Origin of the sequence: Kribbella kalugense, from assembly GCF_004365875.1 — a bacterium.
GTDB classification, from domain to species: domain Bacteria; phylum Actinomycetota; class Actinomycetes; order Propionibacteriales; family Kribbellaceae; genus Kribbella; species Kribbella kalugense.
Genome location: NZ_SODF01000001.1, coordinates 3357333 through 3377343, shown reverse-complemented (window position 1 = coordinate 3377343; position 20011 = coordinate 3357333). Strand labels below are relative to the sequence as shown.

The window sequence follows — 20011 nt, the reverse complement described above, 5'->3', positions numbered from 1 at the left end:
TCCTCTCACAGCTTGTGACAACTCTCGAAGGAAGAGCCATGAAACTCGTAGGCAAGACGGCGATCGTGACGGGCGCGTCCAAGGGCATCGGCTACGCGATCGCGGACCACCTGATGACCCACGGCGCGGACGTCGTCATCACCGCACGCAACGAAGCCGAACTCGCCACGGCGGCCAAGCAACTCACCGAGGCCCACACAGCGGACAAGACCAAGGCGATCCCCGTGGCCGCCGACGTCAGCTTGGCCGCCGACATCACCAGGCTGTTCGAGCGCGCCGTCGAGGAACTCGGCCCGATCGCCATCCTGGTCAACAACGCCGGGAACAGCACCCTCGATCTGGTCGAGAACCTGCCCGAAACCGACTTCGACGCAGTCGTCGGCACGCACCTCAAGGGCACTTACCTCGGTACCAAGGCCGCGATCAACCACATGAAGGCCACCGGCACACCCGGAGTCGTCGTCAACCTCGGCTCCGTCGAGACGTTCGGGACGACCCGGGGCAACGCTCACTACTCCGCGGCCAAGGCCGGTATCGACAAGTTCACTGAGGTGACCGCCCTCGAAGCCGGCCGGCACGGCATCCGGATCAACGCGGTCGCGCCCGGCGCCGTCGAGACCCCGATGGGCCAGGACGCCACCACGCCCGAGTTCACGGCGGCGTGGCACCGCACCTTCAGCGTCGAACGCATGGGCCGGCCTGCCGACATCGCGAAAGCCGTCGTGTTCCTCGCCTCCGACTACGCCGAGTGGATCACCGGCATCACCCTGCTCGTCGACGGCGGCACCCACCTGCGTGGTCTACCGGACTACGCCGATTTCCTCCTGCCCACCACGAACTGACCACCCGGTCACCTTCGACCAGGTTTCGTCGTCCACCGGGGTGTAGGTGGCGAGCTTGATCGCCGAACGCTCCCCGAACGACAGTTGCGTGTAGTCCAGCGTCAGTAAGCCGACCTCGGGGTGCAGGAAACGCTTCGTGAAGTTCTCTGGGCCACGCACCGCGTGCTGTCCCCACAGGCGCTCGAAATCCGCCGACTCCTGCCGCAATCGCGTGACCAGCGACTTCCACCCGGACTCGGCGGCGTGTTCGGCCATTCCGGATCGGAACCGGCCGACCAGACGCACGGCGGCGTCCTCCCAATCGAGCAGGGTGGTCCGCCATCTCGGGGAGGTGAACATCAGCACGAGCCAGTTGCGATCCTCGAACGACAGATCGCCTATACCCCCAACCAGCCACTCATAGGTGCGGTTGTAGGCGAGCAGGTCGAAGCGGGCGTTGATCAGCGCGGCCGGAATTGGCTCGAGCTGCCGCATCATCACCAGCAGGGCCCTCGGGACGTCTGCGGAGTCGTGCTCCCGTGGCACAGGATGCCCAGCCAGCGTGTAGAGGTGGGCTCGCTCGTACTGATCGAGCCGCAACGTCCTCGCGATCGCCGCGAGCACCGGCTCGGAGACCTTGATGTCGCGGCCTTGCTCCAGCCACGTGTACCAGGTCACCCCCATACCTGCGAGGTGCGCGACCTCCTCCCGGCGCAACCCCGGCGTCCGCCGGCGACCCGTGCGAGGCAGCCCGGCCTGCTCCGGAGAGATCCGTTCGCGCCTGCTGCGCAGGAACGACGTCAGCTCCCGCCGCCTGGCCTGCTCATCGGTCGGCTCCGCTCGCCGCGCCTCCAGGGACATCGTCATGCCTCCACTCTGTCAGTATGCCCCGCCTGGTACCAGGTGGTAGTTATACCCCCATAAACAGACCCTGGTACCCCCATAAATCGCGTCGCAGAGTGGAGTCATGGACCTCATCCCGGAAAGAACCACCACCACTCTGACCACGACGGTCGCTCTGGTTACGGGCGCCAGCAGCGGCATCGGCGAAGCCACCGCCCGCCGGCTTGCCGCCCAGGGCGCCGCCGTCGTGCTCGTCGCCCGCCGCCAAGACCGCCTCGACACACTGGCTAAGGAAATCGCCGCGGCAGGCGGCCAGGCGGTCGCGCTGGCCGCCGACCTGACCGACGCCGACGCAGCGGCTGACGCCATCGCCACCACCGTCGATCGGCTCGGCCGACTGGACACCTTGGTCAACGCCGCCGGCGTCATGCTCACCGGCGACTCCGCCGCGTCACCGCTGACCGAGTGGCAGCAAATGGTCGACATCAACCTCAACGGGCTGCTCTACCTCACCAAGGCCGCCCTGCCACACCTCGTCGAAGCCGCCGCCACCAGCCCGCGCCAGGTCGCCGACGTGGTCAACATCAGCTCCATCGCCGGTCGCTGGGTCATCCCCAACGCCGCCGTGTACAACGCCACCAAGTTCGGCGTCACCGCAGCCACCGAAGCCTGGCGCCAGGAATACGCCCGCCGCAACGTCCGCTTCTCTGTCGTCGAACCAGGCCTCGTACAGACCGAACTCCTCAGCCACCAGCAAGCCGCCGTCCACGAGCGCATGACGGCCAGGTTCGCCGATGTCGAACAGTTGCACGCCGACGACATCGCCGAAGCCGTCGCTTACATCGTCACGGGCCCCCGCCGGCGAGCCGTAGCCGAGATCGTCATCCGCCCCACCGACCAGGTCTGAGCGAGGTCGTTACTCGTGGGCGTCCGGGGGGGTCTGTGAGCTCGGCAGCCACATCACACTCGTATCCAGTGAGTTCGGCGGGCGGACGAGTCCTGACTCGGAGCGCGGTCCCGGTCATACCGCAGACGTTAGCCAGATGCCCCTCAGGAGACGCCAACGAACGCAGCAAACACGGCCAGATCGACCGACCCGATGAGGCCAAACCTCAGCCGCCCCACTCGCCTGTCTACAAGGCCAGAACTCCCGAGGCCGGTCGGCGAAGACGGGTTCGCCGATGCCGAGCATGAAGGTGGTCAGGTCGGGGATGTCGGCCTCGACCGCTCGTTCGTCTGCAGCGAGGCTCTTGCGGAGGAGGGAGACTTCTTCGCGGGTGAGGGGCGCGGGGTGGGTTCTTGGTGGGGGCTTCGATGGTGTCGACTTCGCGGACGGGGTTGACGGTGATCGCGCCGTAGCGGACTGCGAGTTTCATGGCGCGGAGATGATGGGGCGGCAGGTCTTGGCGGTGGACGCTCCCGCGGCGGCTTTGATTTTGGTGAGAACGGTGTCGAGGCGTGGGGTGGTGGCTTCGCCGATGCGGAGCTCACCGAGGGCGGGGCGGACGTGGTTCTTGAGGGACCGTCGGTAGGTGTCCAGGGATGTCGGCGACCGTTTGCCGTCGGCAATCAGGTCTTCGAACCTCTTCTCCCACAGATCGAGGAGGTGGTTGATCTTGTGCATCGCGGTGAGTTCGCCGGACTGGGTGGTCTTGGCGCGGTCCTGGAGCTTCTTCAAGTGGGCGCGCTCGGCGGCGGTCTTGGTCTTGGCGTAGGCAGAGAGCGGGCGGAGGTGGCCGTCATGGTCACGGAATCTTGCCTGTGACTTGTGCTTGGTGGGCTTGCCGTTGGTGTCGGTTTCGGCGACCCAGGTGGAGATCTGTCCCCAGGATCTGATCGACAGTGGTGGCCTCGACAACGTCATGCCTCCAACCGGGTTAATGGTTGGCTGTTCAACGCCGGCCACGCTGGAGAATCGGGAAGTGCGGCAGGGAGGCGAAGCGTTGTGATGTGACGCACAGTCACTATCGGGTGACGGGCGCGGTGGTGGCGGGGGCAAGCAAAAAGGCCCAGGTGCAGATTGCGATGTCTGCCCTGGACCTTGATGCTGGTGCGCCGCCAGGGACTCGAACCCCGAACCCGCTGATTTCCAGCCGAGGTTGATCACCATTTGTCGCTGATTACCGAAAGCTCTTACTGACAAGGGATTCTGGGGTTATCTCGTGCACATCGGTCCTCATTACTCACCATCCTCTCGCGCTGATTGAGGTGCGTAAAGAGGTGCGTCGCGGACGGACCTGTCGAAGAAGGGTGTCCTGGCGGGCTGTGGGGTGACCTGTTGTTCAGGTCCACCGGGTGTTCTCGGGATCCCAGTGCCTGCCGCGAGTCTCGCTGGTGATGAGTGGGTCGGCGAAGGCTGTGATCACCGCGACTGCGTCCGCGAAGCTGGTTGCATAGCCGATGGCGGCGGGGCCTTGGCGTCGTAGCCATGCGGTGTAGGAGGGCTGTCGTTGCTGGGGGAGGTCGGTGATGCTTGAGCTGAGTGGTCGTAAGGTGATCCGTCGGTGGGCTGCGGTGGCTTCGAGTGCGGCGGATACTTCGTCGGCGCGGAGGGTGTTGGCAGTTAGCAGGCGGTAGAGGTCGCCGTAGTCACGGTCGCGGGTGTTGAGGTCGCCGAGTTCGATGGCGGTGGACAGTTTCTCGGCGATGACGGTGGCGAGTGGATAGCCGAGGATGGTGAAGGTCCCGGCCTCGAGCAGTTGTTCGTATGCGATGAGTTGAGGCTCGGGGGTGATGGGATCGCCCATGCTGACGTCGAGTTGAAGCTTGAGTTGTGCACGGGCGATCGAGGCGGGCATGACGAGTCGTAGTCCGTGGTAGCGGCCGTCATCTCGAATCGGCGCGGCTCTCAGGCTTGTGCTGTCGAACGTGACGCCGTCGTCGACTTCGGTCGCGGCGATCGCCCGGATGCGTCGGATGATCTCGGTGTCGTCGCCGGTGAAGGCTTGCCCGAGAATGTCGATGTCTCGGGTCGTGCGGCGGGCGCCGAACTGGGCCAGGAGCAGGCCGCCTTTGAGGACGAAGTGTTCGCGGCCGGCTGGAGATGTTGCCAGTCGGTAGAGAAATCTTTCGAGGACGTACTCGACCATGACCTCGTCGGTGGCGCGCGTTTGTCGGCGTGCTGAGTTCCGCAAGTCGTTGTAGATGCGACCGGCTGTGGTGTCGCGGGCTGGATTGACCATCAGGCGAGCACCGCTTCGACGGCTGGCCGGATGACGGACAGAGCGTGCAGTTCACGTGCGACGTGTTGGAGATCTCTGACCCCGTCGGGCCCGCTGGTTCGTAGGTAGCGACCCAGCGCCGCCAGGGCCAGTGTCTGGCCGATGCGGCTACGGTGCCGCATGGCGTCGACCACGCTTCGGGCGGCGTCGTAGACCGGCACGAACTCCCCTGGCGCCGCCTCGTACTGCTCGACGTTGAGGTCGAAGGTCTTGGCCGCGTACTGCGCGACGATGATTGGCGGGTAGGAGATCGCCGGACGTCGGGTGCCGCGCGGTACGGCGATGTGTACGGCGGCCGGTATGTCGTCGATCAGATCGTGCAGCGCGAGCGCGGACTCGCCGCAGACGACTGCGTGGGAAGCTCGTGCGTGTACAGCCAGCAGATCGAGGTGTGCAGTCTCGGGGGCGTCGGAGCGCCGGTAGACGCCGCGCGAGAGTTCAATCGCGGCCCCTCCGCTGACCAGCATCGCCAGATCCCGTGACGGCAGACCGACCCGACGCGCCTGCGCCGTGGTGAAAGTCGGCGGCAGTATCGCGAGCCGTTGGCGTGCGCGAGGCGGCTCCGAAGGCATCATGTACTAAATCATACCCCCAAGAGCTATCAAGGGGTGCGATTTGATGTACGCTCCGGACCTCCTCGTCAAGAACCGCTCAGCTGATGTGGCTCACGAGGATTGGCGCCACCGCGACGGCCGATGCAGCTTTCCAGCTTGTGACGACGGATCTACGTCCATGGCGGAGCGAAGTGCTAGTCGAGGCATCCATGGAAGCCGGGAGGATGGTCGACCCGAGCTTTCTTGTGGTTCAGGGGCGACCCCGTCTCACGGTACAGCTGCTGATGACAGGTCGGCGAGTAGGTCGTCCAGTAGAGCCTCTTCATGGACAGCCTGACCTATGTGGTCGATCGCCGACCGCAGGTCTGGGTAATGGCCGAGCTGGGTGCCGTGGGTGGTGTGCCGGAGGTAGGTGGCGACATCGAAGCGCCACATTTCAGCGGCCGGCGCCACGGACACGAGTTGCTTGACGACCACCAAGCCCGCATGGTCGAAATCCGCCCGGACGCTCACGGGTATGTCGGCAGCAGCGAGCCCGGCGACCAAGTCGAGAGCCGCGGTGGTCGGCACACCGTCGGTGCAGATCAACGGCGGACAGCCAGCTCCGAGCCGGTCCGCAGCCGCCTCGGCGACAGTCGGATTCTCGCAGACAAAGGCTGGTCCACCTACTGCGTTCCAGTCGCCGCGTAGCGAGCGCAAGGACAGCCACACCGGTTCGCCAACGGAGGCGGAGCACAAGCGGACGGCGTGTGCGTTCCCTTCCAGTGCGAGATTCACCGCGAGCACCCGAGACGAGACCTCGTCGCAGAGTACGCCGACCGACGCCCACGCCAGCCGCCAGATCCTGCCGGCCCGCGTCGGTCGCGCCAGTCCCTGGGTCATCGCCGCCAATCGCGCTACGAGCTTCCCGAGCAGCTGGTCTGCGTCCAGTGAATGGGCGTCGCCAAGGAGGACACCGGCAAGTTGCGCATGCCGAACCGGCGGTGTCGTTCCGTCAGGCAACTGAATCCAGATCGCGCTCACCTCCCAGACAACCCCGAGGCGATCTCCGGCACCGGCCGCCGGCAGGATTGGCTCGTCGGCCAGCCAGTCGCGAGCGACCTGCGGCAGCACTCCGGCCCAGATCAGTTCGGCCTCGGCGGACTTGTCCTCAGCTCGAGCCCGCTCGCTTTCCATCCGTCGTACGTCGGCGTCGAGCTCGACTTCGCCGTACAACGCCTCGACGAGCCGGCGGACCGTCATCCCGTGTTCAGCCAGTCGAGCGGCGACGTCACGAAGCTGGACCGGTCGGCCGGAGAGTGCCCAACTGTTGCCCAGGAGCCTTCCCACCTCCTGTCGCTGGCTCGACGAGAGCACCACCGCGCTCAGGCGGCCGTTCTCGGTGTCGTGCCCACGACGCGCTCGGATCTGCACTGCGCGTAGAACCGCTGCCGGTCCGTCGAGCCCGGACCATTGCCGGATTCCTTCCGGCACGACGCTCATTCGACGCCTGCAACAGCGATCGGCAGGGCTCGCTCGACTTGAGTCAGGTTCTTGCCCAGCCAGAGATAACTATCGATATCCACGCCCGGCAGAAGCTTGTCGCGAGCTAGGTCGTAGATAGCGACGGCTGGAACCGTACGGTACGTGCACCATTCGTCGTGGGCGGTCAACATGACGTCGAGGTCGAATTCAACGGTGAGGCCCATGAACGACTCCTTGACGGACGCATCGACACCGGTCATCGCTTCGTCGAGCCAGATCCATCGTGGCGCTCCGCGGCCGGCCGCGTTGTAGGCGACCACTGCTGCTGCGAACAGCGGCTGAGACAGCAGGACGACCTTTTCGCCGCCGGATTTCGAGCCGTGACTCGCATTGTCGAAACGGCGCCACGTGCCTCCGTCCCCGCCCCGGAACTGCAACTCGATGCGCAACCACCGACGGTAGTCGAGCGCACTCGCCAATTGTTCTTTCCAGTCGCTCGCGCCCTCGGCCCTTGCGTCGGCGCGGGCCGCGTCGATCTTTCGGGACAGGAAGTTGCGCACCTGTTCCTGACGATCCGCGCCGAGTTGTGCGTATCCGTGGCTGAGTGCCTTCACCACGAGCACTGCCTCTGGATCGGCAGGGTCGGGCACTCGCTCCAGCCGAACGACGTGCCCCTGTCCCGTCGGATGCTTCGCAAGTTGCCTGTTGATGTCGAGGAAGGTGCCCTCGGCGTAATCGAGCCGCTCCTTCAGGTACTCGATGAAGTTGGACTCCAACAGGGTTGCCAGCACATCGCGTTGCTCGGTGTTGTAGCGCTCCTCCAACTCCTGCACGGCGTTGGCTAGTGCGTCACTGGCCGGCTGGGGAGGCTGCCACCCGAGCGTTGCATCGGTAAGCACCAACACGAGCGGAACAGGTCCGTCGTCATCGATCCGCATGTCACGCGTCGGCAACAGTTGCTGCCGGAGTTCCTGAAGGCCAGTCAGGCACCTCCGCCACGCTCGTTCCTCCGCAGCGGACTCGGTTACGTCCCGCAATGCCCGCCGTGCAGCCCGTGCGCTCTCCCGGCCGGTCTCGACCACCCGCCTCTCGGGCACGGAAAGGCCTAATGGCTCGAGCAAGTCCGCGTCGGCCACCGCCCACCAGGCGGTCAATGCTTCGTTACGGGCAGTCTCGGCTGCGTCGCGGCGCTCCTCATGCTGGGCCAGTACCGCCTTTGCGGAGGCGACGGTGACTCGCGCCTCGGTCAACTCGTCGCCCAAGCGCGTCATCGAAGTACCGAGCTGAGTGAGGCGCTCGGCCAGGCGGTCTGCTCTGTCCAACATGTCGTGGTGATCCGATTGCAGGGACGCTTCGGCGATGTCGAGTTGGATACGGACCTGCCGCCGCTCCGTCGTCAGTTTCTCCAGCTCCTGAACGACCTCCTCCAACTCGATTCCGCGGTCCTCCGCTGTGCTCTCTGCGGCGTGGAGCGCATCTTGCCGCGACTTGCTCAACTCGATAAGCGAAGACAGCTCCAGCACCGCTTGGCGGCAATGGTTCAGTGCCCGGGCGTAAGTTTGCAGCCCTTCCATGGGGAACCCGAAACGAGCGGCGTGTTCTGCGAGGCTTGCCCGCTTGTCGTCTGCCTCGGCCTGTATCGTGCCGTGCCGGGCAACCTCTGTCGCGTGCTCCCGCTCTGCACGGCCCGACAACTCCGTGCTGACAGCGAACGCGCGAGCAGCCTCGATGACTGGCTGCTCGGACGGCAATGCGGTGTATTCGGTCTCGAGGAGCTCCAGCTGACTCGCGAGGAGGATGAGTTCGGCCGCGATGAGTGTCAAGTCCTCGTCGACCCGGTGCAGTTGGGCGTTGGCCGCGTCGATGGCCCGCAGGCGGGCCGCCTCGCGCGCTGCGGTTCCGAGGTACGACGCGCTCTGCGCGGGTGCGGCTCGCCCAGTCAGGGAACCGACTGACCAGCAGCCATCGCCGCTCAGCCAAGTCCCGTCTTCTGGAGCGGATGCTCGATCGGCGAACCAGCCGAACCCGGCCAGTACGGCCGCGACCACGTCCACCGGCACACCGTCAGTGGAAGTTGGCTCCAGTACGTCGTTCAGGCCGGCGCCGGCCATTGCTCGCGCCCGGAGCTGGACGTCGAAGGGTTCGTTGCCATCAGCATCGACCAGCGAGCCGGACGGAGTGATCCAGGCGTCGAGGATCCCGGCGGCAGCCAGCGCAGCCTCCAGGACGTCGAGATCAGCCGGAGTCAGCCAGGCCCGCGGGTTCACACACTTCCAGAACGGCGCTCCACGCCCGGCCGACGGTTCCGGACGGTTGCGACGGCTCCACGTCACCGGATCCGGCGGCGCGTTCTCGGAGATTGATCGCAGTCGATCGATGTCTGCTTCGAGTCGCGATTTCTCGGCCCGCAATGGCTCCCGGCGGGCTTCGACCACCGCGATCCGCCGCTGCGCCTTCTCTCGGTGTCCGTCGAAATGCTGCCGGACCGCAGCGCGTGGCGATGAGGTCGATGAACCCATTGCGGTCAACTCGGCGACCAGGTCACACCAGTGTTCGACCTGCTCGTCCGTCGTCGGGGCAGCCGTCAAGTCGTGGGCCCAGTTCCGCAAGTTCACGCGCAGGTCGTCGACGGCGCTCTCCAGGTGCACCAGCCGCTCCGCGACCTCCGATACCGCCTCGGCGCGACGTGCGGCGGACCGAGCGACGCGTCCTTCCGACGCCTCGGCTTCGGCAACGGCTCTCTCGAGGTCCGCATACAACTGCTCATGGTGCTCGAATCGCTCGAACCTCCTGTCGATCGCGACACGCAGCCCGGCGATGTCCTGGTCCGGCAGGTGTCGTTCGGTCGCAGCGGCGAGGCCGACCCGCGCGGCGAGGTCCGTCACGGTTTCAGCCTGCGTCGATTCCCGCTCGGCCACTGCTGCGGCCTCCGCCGCAGCCGCGGTGACGACTGCCTGGGACTGCTCCACAGCCAGGACCGTTCTGCTGTGTCGCTCGTTCACACTCCCGCGGTGCTGGGCCACGGTGGTCAACGCACTGCGAAGGGTTTCGACTCGACCTGCCGCCGCTACCGCATCGGTGTACGCCTGCGATTTCAGCAGCTCGCGATATTCGACCTCGCGGTCGTCCTTGTCGACGCGCACCCTATCGAGCTCACGCGTCACTTGACCGACTTGTCGCGTGGCTTCGGCGAGCTCGGCGTCAGCACGATTCTTGAGATCCGTGGTTCGCTCGAGCTGACTGGTGGTTCGTGACAGTTCGTCGGCCCGCGAGCGGACGACGATCGAGGCCCATGGCCGCCATGAATGCCTTGTGTAGTGAGCCAGCGCGTGGGCAGCCTGCTTGGTGGTGTCGACCTTGGAGCGGAGTTGTTCGAGCCGATCCCACCCGTCGGCGAGATGATCGATCTCCTCGGCTGCGATCGGCGGCAGGGCGTCCCGCAGGGTGTCGGCGAGGCTCGCCGGGTTCAGGCGTTCGCCCAACTTCGGCTTCCGGAGTTGCTTGAGCAATTCGGTCAGGTTGTTGTACGCGTCGATCTCCATGCCGAACAACTCATGCGCCAGGTGCGCACGATACTGTGTCGCGCTCCTGTAGACCTGCACCCCGGGAAGCTTCTTCAGCTCTGTTTCGTTGAGCGGACGTCTGGAGTGGGTCAGCTCCAGCGCGCTGCCGATCCGATGTCGGGTTATCAGTTGCCAGGTTTGCACCGGCGCAGCTCCGGTCCCACGGCGAGCGCTGGCGCCGAGACCGCAGGTGAAGTACTCCGCTTCGCCCTGATCGCCGATGCGCCCGAACTCCGCCCAGGCGTAACCAAGTCCGGCATCCGCCAGCTCTCGTGGATCGTCGGCCTCACCTGTGGGCAGCAGGTTGAACCGCATGGTGCGATGTTGCGAACCGAACGGATCGAGGATCGATGCACCGATCTCACCGCGCATCAGCATCAAGGTCGTGAGCTCGAGAACTTTGGTCTTGCCCGCGCCGTTCCCGCCGCGCAGCACCAGGCGTCCGTCGGCGAACCAGAACTCGGCCTCGTCGTACTCCCAGAGATTGACGATTCCGACGCGCAGTGGCTGCCAGCGGGTCAGCTGCGCGGTCGGTAGACCACCGGTCCGTGCGGCGTCGAGCCAGGCTGCGCCATCGACCCGTGCATCAGTCATCGGTTCCTCCGTCGGATCGATCAGTTGTCTCGTGGACAGCGGGACCGCGATAGCGTGCCGCCGCGGGTGTCAGATGAAACTCGCCGGGCGTCTCGGCCGGTCGCAGTAGATCGAGCGCCGCCAGTGTCTCCAGGGCAGCTGCGGCCATCGCGCCCTGCACTGTTGTTTGTGCGGTCATCGCCGTCGGATACCGGTCGGCAATGTCGTCAGCGGCCAGCTCGATCCGATCGCGGCCGAACGGTTTGCCGGTGCCGATGTCGCGCAGCAACTCGTCGAGGATCATCAACGTGCAGAAGTCCGCGGCCCGCAGTCTGGGAAAGGGCAGATCAGTGTGCTTGTCCTCGGTCACCACGAGCGCGATTCCCTCGGTGCGTTCCTCAGCGGTCCAGCCGGTCATCTCCTCGCACCAGGACAGGAGCCGCCGCCGCTGACTCGTCAGATACGCGCGCTCGTCGTCCGATAGGTCGGCGAAGTAGCAGACCGGGAGTTCGAGCAGCCGGCGAAGAACGCCGAACCTGGGGGACTCCAGCTCCTGGCCGCCCGCGGAACCGAGCGCTGCGTTCAAGCTGACCGGGTCGATCATCCGCAGCAGCAACTCGCGCCGCACGTCGAATGCATCGCCGACCTTGTTGCGCTGCCGCGCCCAGTCATCGTTCTGATCGGTCGTTGGTGCGCCGAGCGGTCGTAGCCCGCCCAGCTCCACCAGCACCTGGACCCCCCGCACGAACAGCATCCGTTCTGTATACCGATCGGGGTTGTACGGCGTGACGACCGTCTGCTTGCGATCGGTCAGAACCCGGACCCGGTCGGAAAGTTCCTGAGTGCTCGTCACATCTTCCGCATCCTCGGCCGCGGCAGCGGTGAGTACTGCCAGGATCAGCGCGCGCCGCGCTGGCATGTCCGTCGGCCGCGGCGCGTAGACCTTGGCATCGGTGGGAAGCCGGTACAGCCGGGCTGCGGATTCAGTCAGGAGCAGCCGGTAGCCGAGCCGGTTCACGAACCAGTCGGCCAGCGTGGAGCGGTGTTTGAACACCAGCGGCCACAACTGCGGGCAGGCGTAGCGTGTGACGACCGTGCGGTCGAGCAGTCCGATGAACGCCTGCTGGAGGTCGCTGGTCACAGATGCCGCATTTCGAACGTCCAGTCCCGCGTCACGAAGCCGCCGTCGCCGGTTTTCACCACTGCCGATCCGGCATCCTGCTCGACGGTCAAGCTGACCTCCCACTGCCCGTCAGGACTGACTGCCGTACGCCGTCCGTCGATGGTGCGGCCGGTGCGACGGACGGCGCCGACTAGATCCAGGAGGAGCTCGAACTCCGCTCGGCTCAACGCCTCCCACGACGCGATTCGGGTGCCGGTCCGCTGTCCCAGGGCGACAGCCGCTTCGCTGCGCTCCGCGCGAGCGGCTCGCCGGGCCCGGGCTGCGGCGGCTTTGCCGTCCGCGTAGTTGGGAGTCATCGGCCGTCTTCCGACGGCGGCGCGCGCACCCTGGCGTCGGTACCGCGCGGTCACGGGCGCCGCCGGAGCCACGGCCCACGGCAGAGCCAAGTCATCCGGCGAATCAGCAGGCAGTTGCAGATGACGTGCGGAGAATACGCCCGCGGCCGTGTGCCAGATCCGCCATGCTTCCTGGTCCGACGGCGCCTGTTCGAGTGCGGCGGCGAGGTGCAGCAACTCCGGACGGCGGGTCACCGAACCCGCACTGTCCATCAGGATGTACATGTTGCGAGCCCACGGCGCCACGAGATCCCGCAGTTGGCGACGGAGACGCCGTGCCTGACCGGCCGGCCACGCAAACCACGCCACCAGCGCTGTCCAGGTGTGCGTCCAGCGCTCGACCTGACTCTCGACCAACGACTCGGGGACCTCGTCGGCGAGCGCCGCTCGTACACATGCGCGCCACGTCGAAGCGCTCAACAGCGGGGTGAGCTCCTCCACCAGTTCCGCGATGCGGGGACTGTTGACGTCGACCTGCTCACCCCACATCGAGACGTAGGCCTGAAGCGTCCGCCACAACATGTCCTGCTTCGCCTCATCGGGACCGCCGGACAGGGCATGTGCAAGGCCACGTTGCCAGCCGCGGGCTGCGGTTGCCATCGCCTGGTGGAGGGTGATGACCTGCTGAAACTCCCCGGCCGCATCGACGAAGCGCTGCTTCCGCACGGCCTCGGCGAAGGCTGCCAAACGATCGTGAATCGCCCGCGGCGCGAGGGTCAGATCACCTTCGGCTGCTTCGTCCTGCAACTGTGGATCGGACAGGAAGCTGTGCAAGCGGGCTGCCGCGGGCGTCAGTTGAAATCGATCGCGCCGGCGCAGGAAGTCTTCGCCGCTCCGCGCGGGCTCCTGCCATGACGTGAGAACCTCCCACTGCACCAACTGCCGCAGCCGGTCCTCGAGTTTCCAGGCGTCGTCGGCAGCCAGTTCTTCGGCGAGCTGAACCGAAAGAACCTTGGCCAACCGAATCGACACCGCGGCGGCGATTTCGTCGTAGGACAACCCGGTGAGGCTGTTGTCCTGCTCGGCCAGGAGCACGTCGACGATCACGCGGTACTGGGCCGCGTACCGCGACGCCAGGTACGAGGTCACCGGCACGCGTCCAGGCAGTCCCGCCAAGGCCCACGAATCCGACCCTTCAACGAGTTCCTCATCCACAGCGCTGTCTCCCGAACTGTCCATCTGAAGAAGTGAATCCTGGTGTCACTTTTCAGGCCCTGTGTTCGGCATCGGCCTTCAGGATTTCCACCATTTCTGGCGGAATCGTGAAACTCACCGCCGTAGCACCGCCGTCGTAGTTTGCGGTCAGCGCCACGTCGGCCCCCGGCATCAGTCGGTCCTCCTCCTCGAGGAGTCTGGTGATCCTCGTCGTCGGCCGGGTGAATCCGCGGAGCTTCCGATCCTCGCCCGAGCCCGCGACCTCGTAGACCTGGTCACGACTGACTGTGCCGCCCTGCGCGGCAGCCATCCGGATGATCTCGGCATGTGGCGATCCTTCGGCATCAAGCCGCTTGAGCAGCTCGAAGGTCGCTAACCGGGTCCAGCCTTCTTCCTCGTCGGTGGTGCTCGCCCTCGCGACGTCGGCTGCGGCCTCCGGAGGTACAGCCACCTCGAGTGCCGCCGCATGCTCGATCAGCTGCACCGGCCGCAGCATGAACAGCCGTCGCTCCGAGCCTCGCGCGAACTCGTGAACCAACTCCTGACGTGGGCCCATGAACTGGTTGCGGTGCTTCCACCACCAGTCTTCCTTCTCGTCACCTGTCACGATGACCAGCGGGAGGTCGCGCCGTTTGGCCTCCGCGATCGACTGGATCCACACCAGATAGTCGCCGCTGGCGCCGTCAGCCGCATCACCGGAGATCTTCTCCGCATCTTTGTAGCCGGGCGGGATCTTTGCCTGGGCTCGGCGTTCCCCTTCGGCCATTGCGGATTTGTGCTCGTCCTCGGTCAGTGGTGGTCCGACATGAGCCGGCAGGAGGTCGCTGAGAAGGTCGAGCACGGTGTCGCGGCTTCCGTCGTACGAGATGGTGCCGGCGCCCTGCACCTCGGTGTCGATCAAGTCGCGGGCCTGCCAGTAGCCCGCCTCCAGCGTCGCGGTGACCTGCTGCTTGGTGTCCTCCGGAACGGCGGTTTGCTTGGCCCAGGCATCGATGGCATTGACGGCCGCAGCGCGGGTCTTCTCGATCGCCTTGCCGACTTCGTCTGTCGCCTGGTTCATGCTGTCGATCGCGATGCATCGATTCCGCCAGAACTCCCGAGCGGCCTGATGACTGACCCATGCCCGATCCCCGGCAGCCTTCAACACCTGCACCAGCGCCTGTCGCGCCTTCGGGCTGTACCGATAAAAGTTCAGCAGCACATTCGCATCGAGACTCAGCAAGCCAATAGTCAGCGCCTCGTCGACATCGTTGTCAGTCTGCGGCACGTTCGCGCCGAATCCGAACCTCAAGGCATTACCCACGCGCATCCCTCACTTGCAACGAACTACCGCCGTGCACACTACCGATCACGGCCGCAGCTCACCACCGGTCACTCACTCTGTGTGTCGGTGGGCACGGGTTGAGGGTACGAAAACGCGTTCGCGTTCGGCTGCGATGACGTCGCGGGCGAGGTCTGCCTCGGACAGCTCCAGGGCCTCGGGTGCGCTGTCGGCGGTTTCGCTGATGCGGCGAATTCCTCGAACAGCCCCCGCTTGCGGTCGAGAATTTTCGGTGATCCGCTGGTCGACGCCCTCCTCGGAGAGCAGACGGTGAACCTGGACGGACCTCGATTGGCCAATCCGGTGCGTCGTGCGTCGTCGAGTCGGTTCTAGGGAGAGCGGAGATTTGGTCGGCGGACGGACGGACGATCGATACCGTATTCAACGGTGGATTGCGCGTGACTGATGGGTGGCGCCACTTGGCGCGAGTCGGGCAAGAGCCTTAACTGTGTCGGCTGTTGGTTCCGCAAAGTTCGAAGTTCGTTGCCTGATTCTCCGCTGGGGCGTGTACTGGCGATGACTCGGTGACCCGGATCACTCGATAGCACCCTTGCAGTTGGAGAGAAAGGACGGATTTCTCGTGCGGAAAGCGCTATTACAGCTCGTTGCCGTCGCGGCGATGCTCATTCTGTCTACCGGTGTTGTTACGGCGTCGGCCGTAGTCGCTGATGGGCATCCTGCACTCGAGCCGAGCTACACAGGGTGTCCGCCGATGTACGTGGGTTGCTAGCAATTGTGGGGCCTGCTGGGCTCTTCTCATCCCCTCCACGGGCCGCCTGCTGAACAGCAGGCGGCCCACCCTGTTTCGGATATCACACGACCGGAGGCCCTTGTGTACGACGCAAATGGCCCCGACCACCACGCCGGTGACAATTCCGATCCGGCCCGACTCCGACGACCGTGCGCCGCGGTTTCGGTTGAGATAAGCAGTCTCGATACCGCTGAGACTCACGACCTCGACCGCGCTTAGTGGGATCGCGGTCTGCGTGAACTGGTTCGCATCGTGCCTCGTAGTTGAGTGGGTGTGCGTGCTGCTTCGGCGTACACGAAGGACACTTGCGGAGGGGCGACCGAGCAACGTGTCTACGAGCTTCCCGCATGGCGAGAGACACCGGCGTCCTGCCCCGGATCGTGTACACGGTGCGTGTTTGATTAAAGCGGCCTGGGGGAGAGTGGCCGCGAGGTGGTTCTCGAAGGTGTTCGGGGCCCGGTATCCGCAGCGGGAGTGGCGTCTTCCGGCGTTGTAGCGAGTGGGTTCAGCGGAAGATCTCGCATCGGCAGCGTCACAGCGCGGTGACGGCTACGACCCGGTGAGAATCTCGCGTTTGAGGGTGGTGGCGCTGAACGCCTCTGCCAGGGCGTTGCCGGCGCTCGTGCCGACCGCGCCCATGGGTTGGACGACGCCGAAGTTCTTGCAGAGCCAGCGAAGCCCTTGGAGGTGTTCTGGACTCCGTGGTCGCTGTGGAACAGTACGCCCCGCAGGTGCCGCCGACGACGCTGGCCGCGCAGAGCGTCCGCGACGAGGCTGGTGGGCGTGTGGTCGGCGATCGCCCATCCCTCCCAGGCCAAGGTTCACCGATGTGGTCGGGTGTGCTTGACGCCACTGGAGAAACGCGATCGCACTGTGTGTTGACCAGAAGTCGCAGATCCAGCCACTGGACCGGACTGCACGGATCCAGACGCTGCAGCCGGCGCCGACTGAGCGCCGTTCTCACGACTGTGCCCGGCACAGCACGACGGCCCTGCTCGCCGCGCTGGAGATCGCCACTGGCCAGGTCACCGCCGCGCATGCAAGGCGCGGAACCGGCACCACGAGTTCCTCAGCAGTCGCACGCGCCTACCCGGCCGTGAGTTGCATCTGGAGATGGACAACTACGCTGCTGCCCACAAGTACCCGAACATCAAGGCCTGGCTGGGACACCCCCGCGTCAGCGCGAACTTCACACGGGCCATGCATCCTGGACGAACCTTATCGAGGTGTGGTTCTCCATCATCGAACGTCAAACCGTCGACCGCGGCACCCTCTACGGCGCCGATCCTTATACGCGGTGATTGGACACAGGTGGCTTGCGGTCCTCAGTCCTTGCTGTGAGGCTCGGACTTCGGCGTGTTCCAAATACCGGTCGTCCCGTTCGACATGCGGCTTCTGCGGGAGCTGTTCTGTCTCGGTCTGATGTCTTCTGCTGGTCGTCCCCTTCCCTGTTGGGTGCGCGTCTCTCCAGCGCTCCGTCTCGATGCCATTCGTGGTCCTTCTTGGTGGGTGCTGGTCAGCGCTCGGAGTGGACGGCTACTTTCCCCTCGCCGCTGTACCCGCCGACCCGCCCAGCGGCCCTCTATGGGTCGCCGTGGCGATTGTCAGCCTGGCAGGCGGTTCCTGCTTATATAGCCGGTTGAGCCTCTGCTGCCGGTCAATCTTCACAAGAAAGTGGCTGCTTCGGGCGGGTCGACGAGGACTACTCTCGGCTCAGTGTCTCCGCCGAGCTCGAACCTGCTGGGGTTTCCGCGCTGATCTTTCTTTCCCGCCACACGCGACGCTGCCAATGCGCGTTGCGGGTCGACGAGTACTCCATACGGTGAGCGAACCTTGATGTATTTGCGGGACTCCGGAGCGTCCCTGTCCGCTTCCGATCTGACCCGTAAAGATTCCTGGCGTGGTCGGCTTGCAGTGTTCGTCGGCGCTCCAGACTATTCACCTCAGGGCTATCTGTGCGACCTATATAAGAAGTGACGCCAAGGATCCGGTGATCCCGAACCCTCTCTCAACGTCCCCAGTCCCGCTCGCTCGCTGCCGAGCTTCCTCGCCTCTCTTGGTTTTCTCCGCTGCTTCTATCTCGTGCCTTAGTTCCGCCATCCGAAGCTCCTCGGTTCCGGAATGGCGAGCCTCGGTCCATGATGTCGCGCCCAGGCGAATTCCAACGATCCCTCTCTTGGGCTCCGATGTCGCGCCATCTTTTTTCGATGATCTTCGAAATGCCATGACACTCTTCCCTGTTGGTCTGGTATTACCTGATGTCTCTGGGTGATCATATCGACCCGGAAGTTCAAGAATGTAGGTCGACGACCCGGATTCCGAGATCGGGGATTTGCATTGACAAAGGTTGTTGCTGACTCAATTTGTTGTTGCCGGAGGCATCTTTATGTTGACGCGCGCGGGTTCGTGGTGACTTCAGCCGGGCCGACGAGCGGCAGTGGGTACCCGCCGCCGGGCAGCACCGGACCACGCTAGACGAGTTGGCCGCACCGAGGTCATCATGGCCGAGGTGAGGCCTGGCCTGTACTGCGTCCGCTCGAAGCCGCCGTGAGAATCGGTCAGCAGTCGATGCTGGTGACGACCGATGTCGGCAACCTGACCTGGAATCCTATCGGGTACCCGGACCATGACGCCGCACCTCGCCTGGACCTGAGATGACCACAAGCCTGTGGGATCAAGAACTCTAGGCCATTGGTGAAGAGTTCCGGCAGTGTTCTCAGACCGTCCAGTTCGAGGGCGACTCGAAGCTGGAGTCCGGCCGCGGCGAAAAGCGCCATCAGTGACAATCCAAGCAGCTCAGGGAGGTGAGAACCCGACGAAGCACACGTCGATGGGGTCAGTGAGGCGAAGGTCCGCGCCCGCATGCCCGTCAGTGTGAGGGGGCACCGACGTGCATGGCTTCGTTGCTGATCACGATCACGTTCAGCCTGCTGCTGGGTGCGATGGCGACGCGACGAAGGATTTCGTGACTTGGGGGCGATCAACCTCTCGATAGGCGCTGTACATGAGCAAAAGATGGTCCTGCCGCATGCCTACAGCCAGCGTTCGAGAAGTGCTGCCACGAACGTGAGGCAGAGGCTGATTGCCACGTCAACGGCATTGATTGGCGAGAAGGTGATCAGACGATGTCTCGCTTCGAGTTTGCTCTGCGGATCTCGGCGGAATTCCAATTGATTCACGCGAGTCCGCCTGCCCCGGGTCGGCAGCGCGCTGCCACTGCTTAGGGGGCCGACGAAGCAGATGAGAGCGGCTGCGCCGCTGACGCACGTCGCGATGATGCCGATTGCGCTTGGGTGGGACACATAACTGATGGCGAATGTCATCGAGGCCGTGGCCGCCACGCAGGCGCCTGCGGAGGGCAACACGAGCAGAACGCGGCGTCGAAGCCCGATTCTCCGCAGTTCGATCCGAAACCGGTGGACTGCGTCCTGGGCGACGCCTGCCGTGAATTGGATTGTGCGCCGCTTCCGCGGCAGGTTCGCGATCGTCGCATAGGAACCGTCGGGGTAGCTCACCTCTAGCCTGAAGTGCAATGCGGCGCCGACCAGCGCGGCCATCTCATCGCTCGGGAGGCGGCCTAACCAGGTGCGTCGCCCGACCGATTGATCTGCCAGACCCACCCAGATCGTCGCGCTCGCGTTGTCAAACTGCAGCTCGCGCAGACCGTCCAGCAACCCTTCGAAGTCGGTCTGGAACCGAGGCCAACGGGCGGAGTACTCGGTGCGACAATCATCCCACATCTGTAGTCCCACGCTCACATTCTGTCATCAAATGTGGGTCATGGAGATCGCCGCGGCCAGATAGGGAGTTCTCCGGCGAGCGGACCGATGAGCTGGGGACCGCTGAGATGGTCGATCCGGTGAGCTGTCGAGCTGTCGGGCGGGTGGACGCGATCCAGAGTCGACCGACGTCACACCCGAGGACAGCCGTCGGCGAACCGCCGGCACCACGTCGTACCGGCCGGGCATGGGGTATCGGCGAGCAAGTCGGCCGAGGAATCAGTTGGGTTTCGCGCACACGCCGTATTGGGCAGCCCTTGCCTGTGTGGTCGGTGCCCTCGCCGGTATGGTCTTCATCCGAACGATCAGGGTGAAGGAGGAAGTCCGGCCATAAGTGCGAATCGAGGTTTGGCGTGCACCGAGCCGTGCGCCAATCGTGTCCGGACCGATCTCAGTGGGCAACTAATCGCTGTCACGTCACCCCTGCATCGCTGCTGATGTGGGAGGT

12 protein-coding genes are annotated in these 20011 nt (G+C 65.0%); 2 read left to right on the top strand and 10 right to left on the bottom strand.

Annotation, left to right across the window (positions count from 1 at the left end; genetic code table 11):
• The first annotated feature begins 38 nt into the window (after positions 1-38).
• A complete protein-coding gene (locus tag EV650_RS15830; protein ID WP_134119506.1) occupies positions 39-842 on the top strand; it encodes an SDR family NAD(P)-dependent oxidoreductase in 804 nt (267 codons plus the stop codon).
• Here EV650_RS15830 and EV650_RS15825 read toward each other — a convergent pair.
• Positions 801-1688, bottom strand: coding sequence for a helix-turn-helix transcriptional regulator (locus EV650_RS15825; protein WP_134119505.1), 888 nt, complete (start codon positions 1686-1688; stop codon positions 801-803). The two genes, EV650_RS15830 and EV650_RS15825, sit on opposite strands and share 42 nt — an antisense overlap.
• A 100-nt stretch (positions 1689-1788) precedes the next feature.
• On the opposite strand from EV650_RS15825, the gene EV650_RS15820 reads away from it, so the two are divergent.
• A complete protein-coding gene (locus EV650_RS15820) occupies positions 1789-2571 on the top strand; it encodes an SDR family NAD(P)-dependent oxidoreductase (protein ID WP_134119504.1) in 783 nt (260 codons plus the stop codon).
• A gap of 465 nt (positions 2572-3036) precedes the next feature.
• Here EV650_RS15820 and EV650_RS15815 read toward each other — a convergent pair whose 3' ends face one another.
• From EV650_RS15815 to EV650_RS15775, 9 genes are all read right to left on the bottom strand, one after another.
• Positions 3037-3528, bottom strand: coding sequence for a hypothetical protein (locus tag EV650_RS15815; protein WP_134119503.1), 492 nt, complete (start codon positions 3526-3528; stop codon positions 3037-3039).
• A gap of 418 nt (positions 3529-3946) precedes the next feature.
• Positions 3947-4846, bottom strand: a complete 900-nt coding sequence (locus EV650_RS15810) for a nucleotidyl transferase AbiEii/AbiGii toxin family protein (protein ID WP_134119502.1) — start codon at positions 4844-4846, stop codon at positions 3947-3949.
• Positions 4846-5460 (bottom strand): type IV toxin-antitoxin system AbiEi family antitoxin domain-containing protein, encoded by a 615-nt coding sequence (locus EV650_RS15805; RefSeq protein ID WP_134119501.1) that lies wholly within the window; start codon positions 5458-5460, stop codon positions 4846-4848. Before EV650_RS15805 ends, EV650_RS15810 begins: the two co-directional genes overlap by 1 nt.
• Positions 5461-5706: 246 nt before the next feature.
• Positions 5707-6921, bottom strand: a complete 1215-nt coding sequence (locus EV650_RS15800) for a DUF2399 domain-containing protein (protein WP_134119500.1) — start codon at positions 6919-6921, stop codon at positions 5707-5709.
• Entirely contained in the window at positions 6918-11060 is a 4143-nt protein-coding gene (locus EV650_RS15795; RefSeq protein ID WP_134119499.1) for a TIGR02680 family protein, read from the bottom strand. Before EV650_RS15795 ends, EV650_RS15800 begins: the two co-directional genes overlap by 4 nt.
• On the bottom strand, positions 11053-12180 hold the full coding sequence (locus EV650_RS15790) for a DUF2398 family protein (RefSeq protein WP_134119498.1): 1128 nt from the start codon (positions 12178-12180) through the stop codon (positions 11053-11055). The genes EV650_RS15795 and EV650_RS15790 overlap by 8 nt, the downstream gene beginning before the upstream one ends.
• Positions 12177-13736 (bottom strand): DUF2397 domain-containing protein, encoded by a 1560-nt coding sequence (locus EV650_RS15785; protein WP_134119497.1) that lies wholly within the window; start codon positions 13734-13736, stop codon positions 12177-12179. The genes EV650_RS15790 and EV650_RS15785 overlap by 4 nt, the downstream gene beginning before the upstream one ends.
• Before the next feature lie 28 nt (positions 13737-13764).
• Positions 13765-15015, bottom strand: coding sequence for a PIN-like domain-containing protein (locus EV650_RS15780; RefSeq protein WP_134119496.1), 1251 nt, complete (start codon positions 15013-15015; stop codon positions 13765-13767).
• A gap of 3801 nt (positions 15016-18816) precedes the next feature.
• Positions 18817-19536, bottom strand: a complete 720-nt coding sequence (locus tag EV650_RS15775; protein WP_134119495.1) for a hypothetical protein — start codon at positions 19534-19536, stop codon at positions 18817-18819.
• Between the last annotated feature and the right edge of the window lie 475 nt (positions 19537-20011).